Source organism: Mycolicibacterium wolinskyi (assembly GCF_002101965.1).
Classification (GTDB): domain Bacteria; phylum Actinomycetota; class Actinomycetes; order Mycobacteriales; family Mycobacteriaceae; genus Mycobacterium; species Mycobacterium wolinskyi.
In genome coordinates this window covers 389,194-401,603 of record NZ_LQQA01000029.1, presented here as the reverse complement: position 1 = coordinate 401,603, position 12,410 = coordinate 389,194, and the positions used below count along the sequence as shown (strand labels likewise).

The 12,410-nt window shown below is 66.3% G+C and carries 15 protein-coding genes; 7 read left to right on the top strand and 8 right to left on the bottom strand.

Going from position 1 to position 12,410, the window contains the following annotated elements; all coding sequences use genetic code 11:
* The first annotated feature begins 144 nt into the window (after window positions 1-144).
* Complete coding sequence (gene crp / locus AWC31_RS23120; protein WP_067857802.1) at window positions 145-819, top strand: cAMP-activated global transcriptional regulator CRP; 675 nt, start codon at window positions 145-147, stop codon at window positions 817-819.
* Here crp and AWC31_RS23115 read toward each other — a convergent pair.
* Both AWC31_RS23115 and AWC31_RS23110 read right to left on the bottom strand, forming a co-directional pair.
* Window positions 816-1,289 (bottom strand): DUF4442 domain-containing protein, encoded by a 474-nt coding sequence (locus AWC31_RS23115; RefSeq protein WP_085146257.1) that lies wholly within the window; start codon window positions 1,287-1,289, stop codon window positions 816-818. The genes crp and AWC31_RS23115 overlap by 4 nt on opposite strands.
* Window positions 1,290-1,370: 81 nt before the next feature.
* A complete protein-coding gene (locus tag AWC31_RS23110) occupies window positions 1,371-2,219 on the bottom strand; it encodes a class I SAM-dependent methyltransferase (protein ID WP_085146256.1) in 849 nt (282 codons plus the stop codon).
* A gap of 105 nt (window positions 2,220-2,324) precedes the next feature.
* On the opposite strand from AWC31_RS23110, the gene AWC31_RS23105 reads away from it, so the two are divergent.
* The 5 genes from AWC31_RS23105 to AWC31_RS23085 are packed head-to-tail and all read left to right on the top strand — an operon-like array spanning window position 2,325 to window position 5,754.
* On the top strand, window positions 2,325-2,816 hold the full coding sequence (locus AWC31_RS23105; protein ID WP_067857811.1) for a MarR family winged helix-turn-helix transcriptional regulator: 492 nt from the start codon (window positions 2,325-2,327) through the stop codon (window positions 2,814-2,816).
* A 19-nt stretch (window positions 2,817-2,835) separates the two neighbouring features.
* Window positions 2,836-3,252 carry a DUF5313 domain-containing protein gene (locus AWC31_RS23100; protein WP_067857813.1) on the top strand — a complete coding sequence of 139 codons (417 nt, stop codon included), beginning with the start codon at window positions 2,836-2,838 and terminating at the stop codon, window positions 3,250-3,252.
* A 55-nt stretch (window positions 3,253-3,307) separates the two neighbouring features.
* Window positions 3,308-3,868: a type 1 glutamine amidotransferase domain-containing protein gene (locus AWC31_RS23095; RefSeq protein WP_085146255.1), complete on the top strand. Its 561-nt coding sequence runs from the start codon at window positions 3,308-3,310 to the stop codon at window positions 3,866-3,868.
* Between the two features lie 45 nt (window positions 3,869-3,913).
* The gene (locus AWC31_RS23090; RefSeq protein WP_085146254.1) at window positions 3,914-4,543 is read left to right on the top strand and encodes a GntR family transcriptional regulator; all 630 of its coding nucleotides are present in this window, start codon (window positions 3,914-3,916) and stop codon (window positions 4,541-4,543) included.
* Window positions 4,540-5,754 carry an MFS transporter gene (locus AWC31_RS23085; RefSeq protein ID WP_085146253.1) on the top strand — a complete coding sequence of 405 codons (1,215 nt, stop codon included), beginning with the start codon at window positions 4,540-4,542 and terminating at the stop codon, window positions 5,752-5,754. Before AWC31_RS23090 ends, AWC31_RS23085 begins: the two co-directional genes overlap by 4 nt.
* Window positions 5,755-5,767: 13 nt before the next feature.
* On the opposite strand, the gene AWC31_RS23080 is transcribed toward AWC31_RS23085, so the two are convergent.
* On the bottom strand, window positions 5,768-6,514 hold the full coding sequence (locus AWC31_RS23080) for a FadR/GntR family transcriptional regulator (protein ID WP_067857824.1): 747 nt from the start codon (window positions 6,512-6,514) through the stop codon (window positions 5,768-5,770).
* Between the two features lie 96 nt (window positions 6,515-6,610).
* Here AWC31_RS23080 and AWC31_RS23075 point away from each other — a divergent pair, with 96 nt between their 5' ends.
* The gene (locus tag AWC31_RS23075; RefSeq protein WP_067857827.1) at window positions 6,611-7,300 is read left to right on the top strand and encodes a histidine phosphatase family protein; all 690 of its coding nucleotides are present in this window, start codon (window positions 6,611-6,613) and stop codon (window positions 7,298-7,300) included.
* Window positions 7,301-7,304: 4 nt separating this feature from the next.
* Here AWC31_RS23075 and AWC31_RS23070 read toward each other — a convergent pair whose 3' ends face one another.
* Genes AWC31_RS23070 through AWC31_RS23050 form a run of 5 tightly spaced genes read right to left on the bottom strand, consistent with a single transcriptional unit; the run spans window position 7,305 to window position 12,401 of the window.
* Entirely contained in the window at window positions 7,305-8,147 is an 843-nt protein-coding gene (locus AWC31_RS23070) for a 3-hydroxyacyl-CoA dehydrogenase family protein (protein ID WP_067857831.1), read from the bottom strand.
* Window positions 8,144-8,596, bottom strand: coding sequence for a MaoC/PaaZ C-terminal domain-containing protein (locus AWC31_RS23065; RefSeq protein ID WP_067857834.1), 453 nt, complete (start codon window positions 8,594-8,596; stop codon window positions 8,144-8,146). Before AWC31_RS23065 ends, AWC31_RS23070 begins: the two co-directional genes overlap by 4 nt.
* Window positions 8,596-9,579: an NADPH:quinone oxidoreductase family protein gene (locus AWC31_RS23060; RefSeq protein WP_085146252.1), complete on the bottom strand. Its 984-nt coding sequence runs from the start codon at window positions 9,577-9,579 to the stop codon at window positions 8,596-8,598. The genes AWC31_RS23065 and AWC31_RS23060 overlap by 1 nt, the downstream gene beginning before the upstream one ends.
* 30 nt (window positions 9,580-9,609) lie before the next feature.
* Window positions 9,610-10,737 (bottom strand): CaiB/BaiF CoA transferase family protein, encoded by a 1,128-nt coding sequence (locus AWC31_RS23055; RefSeq protein ID WP_085146251.1) that lies wholly within the window; start codon window positions 10,735-10,737, stop codon window positions 9,610-9,612.
* Window positions 10,734-12,401 (bottom strand): AMP-binding protein, encoded by a 1,668-nt coding sequence (locus AWC31_RS23050; RefSeq protein ID WP_085146377.1) that lies wholly within the window; start codon window positions 12,399-12,401, stop codon window positions 10,734-10,736. Before AWC31_RS23050 ends, AWC31_RS23055 begins: the two co-directional genes overlap by 4 nt.
* Window positions 12,402-12,410: the final 9 nt, after the last annotated feature.

Below are 12,410 nucleotides of genomic sequence, written 5' to 3'. Positions count from 1 at the left end.
TCAAAGGTGAGCAGACCCACACTCGTGGTAGAAGAGATTAGGACCGAGTGCGGTCGACGCCGGACGCCGACATGACGGAACCACGGTCAGCTTCGTTAGTTACTGAAGCAGCGATAGCCGGCACGTACGAGAACAGGGGACAGCATGGACGAGGTGCTGGCGCGTGCCGGAATCTTCCAGGGCGTTTCACCGAGCGCCGTGGCCGCGCTCGCCCAACAACTGGAACCGGTGTCGTTTCCCCGCGGCAAGGTCATATTCGTCGAGGGCGAGCCGGGTGACACGCTGTACATCATCACGTCGGGCAAGGTGAAGATCGGCCGCAAAACCGTCGACGGCCGCGAAAGCCTGCTCACCCTCATGGGTCCGTCCGACATGTTCGGCGAGCTCGCGATCTTCGACCCCGGCCCGCGGACGTCGACTGTCACGGCACTGACCGACGTGCACGCTGTCACCATGAGCCGCAGTGTGCTGCGCAGCTGGATCGCCGACCGGCCCGAGATCGCCGAGCAGCTGTTGCGGGTGCTGGCCCGCCGGCTGCGCCGCACGAACGACAACCTGTCCGACCTGATCTTCACCGACGTGCCCGGCCGGGTCGCCAAACAGTTGCTGTACCTCGCGCAGCGATTCGGCAGCCGCGAGGGCAGTTCGCTGCGGGTGGATCATGAGCTCACGCAGGAGGAGATCGCCCAGCTCGTCGGCTCGTCGCGCGAGACCGTCAACAAGGCGCTCTCCGATTTCGCGCAACGCGGCTGGATTCGGGTGCAGGGCAAGAGCATTCTCATCGACAACACCGAACGGCTGGCGCGACGGGCCAATTAGCCTTCGTCGCCGACGGGCACGCGCCGCACACTCCAGTCGAAGCTGCCACGGCTGACCACGGTGCCCGAGCTGTCCATGATCTGGGCGGCGGTCGAGAATCGGGCCCGATCCGAGGCACCGGCCCACAGCGGCTCGAGCGCGTGGCGGGCCTCGTCGTCGAGGGCGGCGGTCGCCAGGAGACGCCCGTGCGCCGGAGCGAGGAACTCGACGGACGCGGTCCGCCCCAACGGCAGGATCCCGGCCATCGCGTTCTTGTTCGGCGCTCCGGCGATGATCGCTGCCAGACCTGCCGCGTCGATCAGCGCGATCAGGCCCGAGGAGTGCAGCGAGCCGATCACATTCGTGAGTTGTTTGCTTGTCCGCGAGGAGATCTCGGCCTCTCCGTCGGCGGCCCGCAGTACCTCGACACCGACGGTCCGGTGCGCCGGCAGCGGTTCGAGCAGCTCGCGCGCGAGCGTGGTCAGATCCATCTGGCCAGCCTGGCATCAGGCTGTGAATACCGAATAGACAGCCGATCAACAGCTGTTGTCGGCGCTTTCGCGGAAAGGGATTCAGTCGACGCGCTTGGCGACGACCGCGAAGTTCAACGGGATCCGAGGCGTTCCCGACGGCAGTTCCCAGCCCTGCGGCGATGGCTGCAGGGCTGGGAACGCCGGCCAGTCCATGTACGGCAACTCTTCGAGCGCTTCGATCCGCAGGCCGGCGGCCAACAGCGCACCGACGATCTCGCCGAGGTCGTGGCGCCACTCGTGGTTGGTGCGGTGCGCGATCTGCCCGTCGGAATCCTCGGTGTAAGTGCCCGCATCCTCGTACGTGCGGGGCCCGCCCCCGGACAGATAGTCATCGGCGATCTCCCAGAGCCCGTACTCCATCGCGCCAAGGATGGGATGGTCGTCGCGGATCATGAACAGCCCGCCGGGCTCGAGTAGGTCGTGAATCGATCGCGCCCAGTTGCGGAGTTCGGGCAGCCACACGATCGTGCCCGCACTGGTGACGATCGTGTCGAAACGGCGATCGATCAGGCTGGACGCAAACCGCGCGTCGCCCTCGATCCAGGTGATGTCGCGGTTGTCGGCACGGGCAATCCGTTCGGCGTGGCGCAGCGAGTTCGGGGACAGGTCGAGCCCGTGGACGTCCACGGCGCCGAGCCTGGCCCACGAGACGGTGTCGGTGCCGATGTGGCACTGCAGATGTAGCAGTGAGCGGCCTTGCACGCCGGCGGCCGGCAGATGTGGCGTCATCACCGACAGGTCGTTGCGCACGACCGAGGAGATGTCGGTCGGGTCGGCCAGAAAACCGTCCACGTCATAGAACTTCGAGCGCACGTGAACTTCGGCGCGGTCGTCCCAGTTCTGCCGGTTCGACGCGATCGCGGCCCCGGTCGAGTCCAACTCACCCATGCTGGACACCCTCACATCCACGGCCCGGCGCTAGCCAATGATTTTCCCGCGGATGTGAGCGCCCGGACATTGTTAGTGCCCTAACTATTGGCGTACGATTTAGTCATGTCCACATCGACCGGGGTCGACATCGATCCGTTGGCCCTGGAGCGCCAGGTCTGTTTCGCGTTGGCCGTCACCAACCGGGCGGTGCTGTCGGTGTACCGGCCACTGCTCGAGCCGCTGGGCCTGACCCATCCGCAATACCTGGTCATGCTCGCGTTGTGGGACCACCACCGGTCGAATTCCGGCGGCACTCCCCCGCTCTCGGTCAAGCAGATCGCCGCGGCACTTCAGCTCGACTCCGCGACACTGTCGCCCATGCTCAAGCGCCTGGAGGCACTCGGGCTCATCACCCGCACCCGAAGCACCGGTGACGAGCGCGCAACCGACATCGCACTCACCGGGGCCGGGATCGAACTTCGCGACCGCGCACTGGACATCCCGCCCGCCGTCGTCGCCCGACTCGGAGTCGACATGGCCGAACTCGAAGAACTCCATCGCGTACTGACCCGCATCAACAGCGCCGCGCTCGCCGCCAACGCTCTCACCCACTGACGAACCACTAGGACGCATCATGGCCGCCACCAAGCCCAATCTCTTTCAGTACATCGCCTATTCGTACGGAAAACGGCTACCCGACTCGATGCGCGACTGGGTTGCCCACGATCTGGCCGACCATGGCGCGATCCGCAGGCACATGATCCGCATGGCCATCCCGCCGCTGTTCGTGCTCGCTCCGTTCTGGTTGCTGCCTGCCTCGCTGTACGTGCACATCGAGATGACCGTGCCGATCTACATCTGGGCGCTCCTCATGGCGCTCGCGCTCAACAAGGTCTGGCGCCGCCATCGCCTGGCCCAGCACAATCTGGACCCCAACCTCGTCGACGAGATCAAGTACAAGAAGGAAGCACACATCCACGAGGACTACATCCGGCGCTTCGGACCCCGGCCCCAAGAAGCCAAATACCAGCAGAACAGCAGCCCGTTCTAAAACGCTCCGCAATGGGTAGGCCTCAAGCGAACCACGAAAAAAAGGGAGGCCACCTATGTCCCAAGTACTCGACGGCAAGAAGATCGCCATCCTGGCGACCGACGGTGTCGAACGGCGTGAACTGACCGAGCCTCGCGACGCCGTCCGCAACGCAGGCGGAACAACCGAACTGCTGTCACTCAAGAGCGACGCGATCGACGCGCGCGACCACGACCTGCAGCCCGCCGGAACATATGACGTCGACCGTCCGGTCGCGAAGGCCAAGGTCGACGAGTTCGACGGACTGGTGATCCCCGGCGGCACCGTCAACGCCGATAAGCTGCGGTCCGACTCGGACGCGGTGTCGTTCGTGCGCGACTTCGTCGAATCGGGCAAGCCCGTCGGCGTGATCTGCCATGGCCCGTGGACACTCGTCGAGGCCGGCGTCGCCAAAGGCCGCACGCTGACGTCATATCCCAGCCTGCGCACCGATCTGCGCAATGCCGGGGCCAACGTCGTCGATCAGGAACTCGTCGTCGACGGCAATCTGATGACCAGCCGATCCCCTGACGACCTGCCCGCGTTCTGCGCGGCCATCGTCGAGGCCTTCGCGAAGGACCGCGCACCGCAGTCCTGAGAGCTTGCATGCAAGGTTGCATGCAAGCGCGTACAGTGGTGCGCCATGGAGAGCTCCAGCAGCCAGCGCGCCTACCAACTGACCAAGAACCAGATTCTGTCGGGCGAGGTCCGCGGCGGTCAGCTGCTCAGTGAGGTCGAGGTCGCCGGTCAGCTCGGCATCAGCCGAACCCCGGTACACGAGGCGTTCCTGCGGCTGGCCGCCGAGGATCTGTTGGATCTGCTGCCCCGCCGCGGCGCGGTCGTCATACCCGTACCCTCGCGTGAGGCCACCGACCTTCTCGAGATGCGCCTCGCGCTCGAGACCGCCGCGGTGCGCCGGCTGTGCCGGTCACCCGAAACGGTCGACCAGCTGTTCACCGAGCTCACCGATCTCGTGGCCGAGCAGCGCCGGGTCGCGGGTGACACCCAGCAGTTCGCGGCCGCCGACGACGCGTTTCACCGGCGCATCGTGGAGGTGGCAGGCAACTCGATCGCCCAACGCTTCTACGGTTCGCTGAGCGATCGGCAACGCCGCATGATGGCCGACGCCGCACGGTCGGATTCCGCCCGGTTGACCGAACTCGTCAACGAGCACGGCCGGCTCGCCGAGGCGATCGGCCGACGCGATGTCGCGGCTTTCGAGGCCGCCCTGCTGGCTCATCTGGAGGCGACGTACCGGGTGGTGCTCGGATGACCCGCACGCGCGTCCAACCATGGGTGGCCGTCGCGATCGCCGCCTTCTGCATCGGGTGGGGCGGAAATCAGTTCACGCCGTTGCTCATCGCCTATGCCGAGCATTCCGGTTACACGCGCGTCGACGTCGATGTTCTGCTCGGCGCGTACGTGCTCGGTCTCGTTCCCGGCCTGCTCATCGCGTCGACGCTGTCGGACCGCCATGGCCGCCGGCCCGTGATGTCGGCCGGGGTGGTGAGTTCCGCGCTGGGCAGCGTCATCATCGCCATCGGCGACGTCTGGGGTTTTCCAGCGCTGTTCACCGGTCGACTGTTGAGCGGTCTGGCCGTGGGCATCGCGATGGCCGTGGGATCGGCCTGGATCGCCGAACTGTCCCGGCCGCCGTTCGACGACACAGCGCCCGGCACCGGCGCGCGCCGCGCCTCGATCTGCCTCTCGCTCGGCCTCGGCGTGGGCCCGCTGTGCGCGGGCCTGCTCGCCGCGTTCGCACCGCTACCGCTCGTGCTGACCTATGTCGTCCATGCGGTCCTGTGCCTGCCCGCACTGTGGGCCGTGCAGCGCCGCACCGTCGAGACACGCACCGAGGGCGCCGCCGGCAGCATCCTGCACGGATTGCGGGTACCCGCCGCCGGTCACCGCCGCTTCCTGCGCGTCGTTGTTCCCATGGCGCCGTGGATCTTTGGCTCAGCCGGTATCGCCTACGCGATCGTGCCCGCGCTCGTGGCCGACGAACTCGGCTCGTGGGCGTTGCTTTACACCGCAGGTCTGACGGTGCTGACACTCGGATGCGGTGTCCTGGTGCAACCGATCGCCCGCCGGCTCGACGACCATTCGAGCGCCCGAGCCGTCGTGGTATCGATGGTCCTGATGGCCCTCGGGGTGTTCGCCGCAGTCGCCACCGCGATCACGCGGTCGGCACTGGTGGCCGTGCTCGTCGCGATGCTCCTCGGCAGTGCATACGGAATCGCCATCGTCTCCGGACTTTTGGAGATCCAGCGCATCGCCGAACCCGACGAACTCGCCGGGATCTCGGGCGTCTACTACTCACTGGCCTACGTCGGCTTCCTCCTGCCGGCAGCACTGGCCGCGCTCGCCCACTTCTTCAGCTACCCCGTCATGCTGACCGCACTCGGACTGCTGGCGGCCGTGTGCGCGGCACTGTGCGCATCGGGATGGTCCAAGCACCTCGAACCGCGCACGGTCACCGCATGACCGCGAACTCAGGTCACTCCGCGGCCTGGTGCGCGACGATGTGCTTGCGCAGGTAGGTGAGGTGGTCGACGATGGCGGCCTCCGCGGCATCGGCGTCGCGCTTGTCGATCGCCCGCAGGATCGCGGCGTGCTGGCGGACCGTCTGCTTTCCGACTTCCGGCGAAAGATCGAGATAGTGAACGGGTTCGGTGGCGTGATGCAGGGCGGCGACGCACGACGCCAAAACCCGGTTGCCCGACGCTCGTGCGATCAAGGTGTGGAATTTGCGGTCGAGGTCGGGGATCTCGGGATCATCGACCGACGCCGTTTTCTGCCGTTCCACGATCTCGGTGAGTCCGGCCAGATCGTCCTCGGACCGATGGATCGCAGCCAGCCGGACCGCGGGCACCTCGAGATACTGGCGGACGTCGGCGACCTCGTCGAAGCGGATGCTGCCGAGCGTGAGCAGGTTGTCGACCGCCTCCGTCATGACCGTCCCCAGCGAGTGATAGTCGACGGATTGCACGAAATTGCCGCCACGCGCACCCGGGATCTTGGTGATCAGATGCTGGGAGGTAAGGACCCGCAACGCCTCGCGCAACGTGGTGCGACTGACGTTGAACTGCCGAGCCAACTCCGCCTCGGGCGGCAGCATCTCACCGCTCTGTAGCTCGCCGGACAGGATCGCGGCCCTGATGGTTTCCTCGACCTGCTGCCGCGGACGCAGCACAGCCTGCCCGATCATTCGTTGCTTGGACCCGTTGGTTGCCCCGCTGACCATAGCCCACCCTTTGAACGTCACAGCAATATCACTTAATGTTCGACATTAGCATGAGGGCCGTTCAGCGGCCTACGTTTGTACAGAAGGAGGACCACGGTGGGCGTCGTCTATCTCGTGCGACACGGCCAGGCGCGCGCACAGGCCTACGGCGCCGCCGCCCGGTCCCGCGCCGACGGCGGGCTCACCGACCTGGGCCGTGCGCAGGCCACGTCGACCGGCAAAGCCCTCGCCGCCCGCGTGGATTCGATCACCGCCGCGATCTCGGGTGACCTTGCCCGACAGGAGGAGACACTCGAATGCGTCCTGCGCGCCGCCGCCCACGAAGGAACTCCGGTGAGCAATCCGCACTGGAACGAGTACGACATGGATGCGATCCTGGGCGGCGGGCAGTTGGCCACCACGGGCGCCGGACGCGAGCTGCAATCCAGTGTCGATGCGGCCCTGCATGATTGGACCACGCCGCAAGGACTGCCGTACTCCGTGGCCGAGTCCTACGAGGACTACCAGCGGCGGTGCGCTCTCGCACTGCAGTCGGTCAGCGAGCTCGCCGGGCCAGGCCAGACAGTCGTCGCGGTGTCCTCGTCCGGCACGATCGCCCAGATCCTCGCCCAGATCTGGGATCTGCCTGCCAGTAGTTGGATCCGCTTGTCCCGCACCATGATCAACGCGTCGATCACCAAGTTGATCGTGGGATCGACGGGGGTGTCCGTGGTGTCGGTGAACGAGCACGCGCACCTCGACATTCCCGATGCCACGGGCGCGCGGGCGATGATGACGTTCCGCTAGCGCATCACCACGAATAGAAGCCTTGACCCGACTTGCGTCCCAGGTGACCCGCAGCGACCTTCTCCCGGAGGATCGCCGGGGGTTCGAACCGCGGTCCCACCTCGCGGGCGAGATGCTCGGCGATGGCCAGGCGCACATCGAGCCCCACGACGTCGGTGGTGCGAAGCGGACCCATCGGATGCTTGTAACCCAGCGTCATCGCGGTATCGATGTCCTCGGCGGTCGCGACGCCGTCCTCGAGCATCCGCATGGCTTCCAGCGCGATCGCGACGCCCAACCGCGACGAGGCGAAGCCCGGCGAATCGGTCACCGTGATCGCGGTCTTGCCGAGCGACGACACCCAGGACTGCGCTGCGGTAACCAGATCGGACGCAGTCTTGGAACCCACGACGATCTCGACAAGCTCGCTGACCGGCACCGGGTTGAAAAAGTGCAGGCCGATGAAACGCTCAGGGCGTTTGAGATTGGATGCCAACCGGTCGACCGACAGTGAACTGGTGTTGGTCGCCAGGGCAGCCTCGGGCGCCACCTCCTCCACCTTGGCCAGTATCGTCGTCTTCAGGTCCACGTTCTCCGGAACGGCCTCCACCACCAGGGCCGCACCGGCCAAGGCAGCCACATCAGGCGTGACCGTCAGGCGTGCCGCGACGCCGTCGAGCGGTTCCGAAAGCGTATGCCGCTCAGCCGCCTTCGCAAGGCCGGCCCGTACACGCGCACCGCTTGCCGCCGCGGCTTCGTCGTCGGCTTCGATCACCGTCACCGCGGCACCGGCGACCAGGAATGCGTGCGCGATACCGGCACCCATTCGCCCCCCGCCGAACACCCCCACTTGCGCGGGCAGATTCATTGCTTCTCCGATCCGATGAGCATCGTCTTGACGCCCTGCTGGACAACATCTCCGTGCTGATTGATGACCCGTACCGCGAACTCGATCACACCGCGGTCCGGCTTGGTGGTGGACCGCCGCTGTTCGACGACCTCGTACTCGACGCGCATGGTGTCACCGAAGTAGATGGGACCCAGGAATTTCCAGTCCCGGATGCCGATGAAGGCGATCACCGAGTCATCGAGTTCATGGGTGTTCGCCCACATCAGGCCGTGCGCGAAGGCCAACCCCAGCAGACCGTGCGCGATGCGGGTGCCGAAGGCTGTCCGCTTGGCGAATTCCTCACTGGTGTGTAGCGGGAAACGGTCCCAGGTCAACTCGGCGAACCCGTCGACATCCGCCTCGGTCACGGTGCGTGAGGCACCCGACCACGCACGGCCGACCGTCAGGTCGTCGAACCAGAGCGTCATCAGCCGCGGCCGGTCGTGACGACGACCTTGCCCCGCACGCGTCCGTCCTTCACGTACTGCAGCGCATCCCCGACCTTGTCCAACGGAAACGTGGTGTCGACGGCGGCATCGAGCTTGCCCTGCTCGTAGAGCGCGAACATCTCGGCCATCGATGACCGCATCAACTCGGGGGTTCGATCGCGATAGTCGCTGCTCTGCAGCCCGATCACACTGATGCTCTTGACCAGGATATGACCCGGCTTGATGGGATTCTGGCTGCCGGAGGCGAATCCGACGATGACGATGCGGCCCTCCCATGCCGTGGCCCGGATGATCTGGGTCAAGAAGTCACCGCCGAGCATGTCCATGACGACGTCGACGCCCTTACCGTCGGTGGCGGCCAACAGATCGTCGCGCAGAGTATCCGGTTTCGATGTCAGCGCGACGTCAGCGCCTTGGCTGCGCGCGAGCTCGGCTTTGGCCTCGTCTTGGGCCAGGGCGATGACGCGTGCACCCGAGGCCTTCGCGAGTTGCACGGCCGCCGAACCCACGCCGCCGCCCGCGCCGGTGATGAGCACGGTCTCACCGGGTTTGAGTTGTCCGCGGCGCAGCAGGCCGAAGTAGGCCGTGGAGTACACCAACCCGAACGCGGCAGCGGCTTCATACGACATGCCGTCGGGTAACTCCATCACCAGATCCTCTGGCACCACGAGCTGTTCGGCGTAGCCGCCGTACTCCACGAGGGCGAGTACGCGCTGACCCACGCGCACGCGGCTGACGCCGTCACCGACCGCTATCACGCGGCCCGCGGCCTCTTTACCGGGGCTGAACGGCCGCGCCGGCAGGTTCTGATAGGTGCCTTCGACGACGAGGATGTCCGGGAAATTGATGCTGACGGCGCCGACCTCGATCAAGACCTCGCCGGCACCGGGCTGCAAGTCGGCGACGTCCTCGACCACGATGCTGGAGGGTGGCCCGAATTCCTTGACCAGTGCAGCACGCATGAAATGTCCTTTCGGCGAACGATTGTGGGCTCAGGCCCAGAGGGATGTCGCGGGCAACGGGTTGAGCGCCGGATACGCCTTGGTGGTCCCCGCGCTCCGCAGGTCGGGAGCCAACGAGCTCGGCAGGGTGGGGACCGACACCGCGGGGTTGCCGGGTTGCGACACCCGTTCGGGTGCGTCGACGTCGACCAGACCCGCGCCCACCGCCTCGTCCCACGTGTTGACGACGACGGTGCAGACATCCTCACCGTCCAGCAGGTCGCGCCAGTGCTGAGCCGGGTGGGCCTCGAAAACCGAACCGAGCGCGGCGATCACGGCCTGTTCCTGGCCGGCGTCGTCGTGGAACTTGTCCTCCAGGCCCACGATTTCGACGAGACGGTCCCAGAACTTCTGCTCCAGCGCCGCGCAGGCGACATGTCGGCCGTCGGCCGTGGGGTAGATCTGGTAGCGCGGACTGCCGCCGGTGAGCTGCTCGGCTCCCGGTCGTGGCCAGGAGCCACCGGCCTGATGGGCGGCGATGTAGCCGTAGGCCAGTGTCTGCAGGTTGTGGGTCATCGAGATCTGCAGATGAGTTCCGCTGCCGGTCCGCTCGGCCGTCCGCAGGGCGAGCAGAACGTTGACGACCGCGGGATAAGTCCCCGCCGCGATGTCGGCGAGAACGCTGACCGGAAGGTTGGGCGAGCCCGTGCTGTCGGTGACCACGCCGAGCAGACCTGAGGAGGCAAGGTAATTCAGATCGTGGCCGGCATGCGAGGCCTTCGGGCCGGTGGGACCGTAGCCGGTGATCGAGCAGTACACCACGCTCGGATTACGTGCCCTCATCGCCTCATAACCGAGACCGAGGCGATCGGCCACGCCCGGCCGGAACTGCTCCATCACGACGTCGGCTTCGGCCGCCAGTTCGAGCACGCGATCCCGTTGAACCGGATCCTTGAAGTCGACCGCGAAGGCTCGCTTGCCGCGGTTCAGCACCGCGTAGTTGGCACTCACCTCACCGAACTTCGGTTCGTAACTGCGCATCTCGTCACCGCGCCCGGGCCGTTCGAGCTTGACCACGTCGGCTCCGGCCTCGGCGAGCATCAGGGTGGCCAGCGGTCCGGGCAACAACGTGGACAGATCGAGTACCTTCACTCCCGCCAGCGGCAACGTGGCGCTCACGAGTAGGTCTCCCTCAACTTGAACTTCTGGATCTTTCCGCTCGGCGTCATCGGCAGCTCGTCGAGGTGCACGACCTTCTCGGGCAGGTAGTGCTTCGACAAACCCTGCGCGAGAAGGTAATCGGACAGCGCCTGAACCGAGAGTTCTGGGCGGCCCGGTTTGACCACCAGCACCGCACAGACCCGCTCACCCAGTCGGTCGTCGGGTATTCCGATGACTGCGGCGTTGAGGACGTCGGGATGATCGAAGATGACCGATTCGACATCGGTGACCGGGATGTTCTCGCCGCCGCGGATGATGATGTCCTTACTGCGGCCACGCAGGCGCAGCCAGCCATTCTCGTCGAGGTCGGCACGATCACCGGTCTTGAACCACAGGTCGGGCAGGTAGGCGTCGCGCGTGGCATCGGGCCGGTCGTAGTAGCCGTACACGACACCAGGACCTCGCATCAGCAGGTCGCCCACCACGCCTGCGGGCAGACTGTCGCCGTTCTCATCGACGACCTTGACCTCCGAGCCGGCGAAGATGGATCCGTCGGTGCGCTGAATCGCCTCCGGCTCGTGCGGTGTGCACGAGCTCATGATGCTGCACTCGGTCAGACCCCAGGCCGGACAGATGTAGGCGCCCAACGCCTCTCCCGCCTGCACGGGCAGATTGCGCGGCACCGGGGCACCGGCAATCACGAGGCACCGCAGCGGGCAATCCGGATCACCGGCCAGGTCGGTGCGCACCATGTCCTGCAGGAACGTCGGTGCGCCGAAGAATGCCGTGACACCTTCCTCGCGGATGACCCGGGTTCCCCACTCCGGCTCCCACCGGTCGACGTGCACTGCCGTGCCCGCGAGGAGAACGGTCAGTACGCCTCCCCATGCGAATCCGGTGTGGTGTCCCATCGGTGATGCCACGAGGTGCACCATCGGATCGCCGAAAAGTTTCGGTCCGACGTGCTCGGCCTGTCTGCGCACGGCGTACACCAGCGTGTTGTGACTGTGCATGGCGCCCTTGGGTTCTCCCGTGGTGCCCGAGGTGAAGCCCAGGTAGCAGATTCGGTCCGGGTCCGGCGCCGGGAATTCTCGCGCGGGTACGTCAGAGTGATCGGCCCACCGCGATTCCCCGGCCTGCAGATCGGATCCGTCGTCGTCGAGCACGATCACGTGGCGCAGGGTTGGGATCTCGGCACGCAAGCGGCGGGACAGTTCCAGATGCTCGTTGCTGCGCCAGCGCCGCGGTATCACCAGCACCTTGGCCTTGCTGCGCCGCAGGATCGCGGCCGCCTGCTGTTCGCCGTAGGCGACGGGGATGCCCGCGTAGATGGCGCCGATCTCGTTGATACCGAAGATGAACTCCGGGTATTCGACCCAGTTGGGGAGCATGACCACGACCGCGTCACCGGTCTGCACGCCCAGCGACGCCAAGACGCTCGCGACATGATTGGCGTTGCGGTCGAACTCACGGTAGGTGCGGGTGACCTTGTCGCCATCCGTGCGGTGGCCCACCAACGCCACGCGGTCGGGGTGCGCGGCCGCGGCGTCGCTGAGCAGTGACCGGATCGTGCGGTCCTCCCACCAGCCTTCGGCGCGCCACCGCGCGGCAGTGGTGTCGTCGATGGGCGTGTACTGCCCGTCGAGCACGTCGGCCAACCGGCGCTGGGTCGGTGCTGTCATCATGTGTCC

What these genes read in the sequence shown, in the direction of transcription:
- crp (WP_067857802.1), top strand. Translation starts at nt 145, where the DNA reads ATGGACGAGGTGCTGGCGCGTGCCGGAATCTTCCAGGGCGTTTCACCG.
- AWC31_RS23115 (WP_085146257.1), bottom strand. Translation starts at nt 1,289, where the DNA reads ATGGATCTGACCACGCTCGCGCGCGAGCTGCTCGAACCGCTGCCGGCG.
- AWC31_RS23100 (WP_067857813.1), top strand. Translation starts at nt 2,836, where the DNA reads ATGGCCGCCACCAAGCCCAATCTCTTTCAGTACATCGCCTATTCGTAC.
- AWC31_RS23065 (WP_067857834.1), bottom strand. Translation starts at nt 8,596, where the DNA reads ATGACGCTCTGGTTCGACGACCTGACGGTCGGCCGTGCGTGGTCGGGT.
- AWC31_RS23050 (WP_085146377.1), bottom strand. Translation starts at nt 12,401, where the DNA reads ATGACAGCACCGACCCAGCGCCGGTTGGCCGACGTGCTCGACGGGCAG.
- AWC31_RS23090 (WP_085146254.1), top strand. Translation starts at nt 3,914, where the DNA reads ATGGAGAGCTCCAGCAGCCAGCGCGCCTACCAACTGACCAAGAACCAG.
- AWC31_RS23095 (WP_085146255.1), top strand. Translation starts at nt 3,308, where the DNA reads ATGTCCCAAGTACTCGACGGCAAGAAGATCGCCATCCTGGCGACCGAC.
- AWC31_RS23105 (WP_067857811.1), top strand. Translation starts at nt 2,325, where the DNA reads ATGTCCACATCGACCGGGGTCGACATCGATCCGTTGGCCCTGGAGCGC.
- AWC31_RS23085 (WP_085146253.1), top strand. Translation starts at nt 4,540, where the DNA reads ATGACCCGCACGCGCGTCCAACCATGGGTGGCCGTCGCGATCGCCGCC.
- AWC31_RS23060 (WP_085146252.1), bottom strand. Translation starts at nt 9,579, where the DNA reads ATGCGTGCTGCACTGGTCAAGGAATTCGGGCCACCCTCCAGCATCGTG.
- AWC31_RS23080 (WP_067857824.1), bottom strand. Translation starts at nt 6,514, where the DNA reads ATGGTCAGCGGGGCAACCAACGGGTCCAAGCAACGAATGATCGGGCAG.
- AWC31_RS23110 (WP_085146256.1), bottom strand. Translation starts at nt 2,219, where the DNA reads ATGGGTGAGTTGGACTCGACCGGGGCCGCGATCGCGTCGAACCGGCAG.
- AWC31_RS23070 (WP_067857831.1), bottom strand. Translation starts at nt 8,147, where the DNA reads ATGAATCTGCCCGCGCAAGTGGGGGTGTTCGGCGGGGGGCGAATGGGT.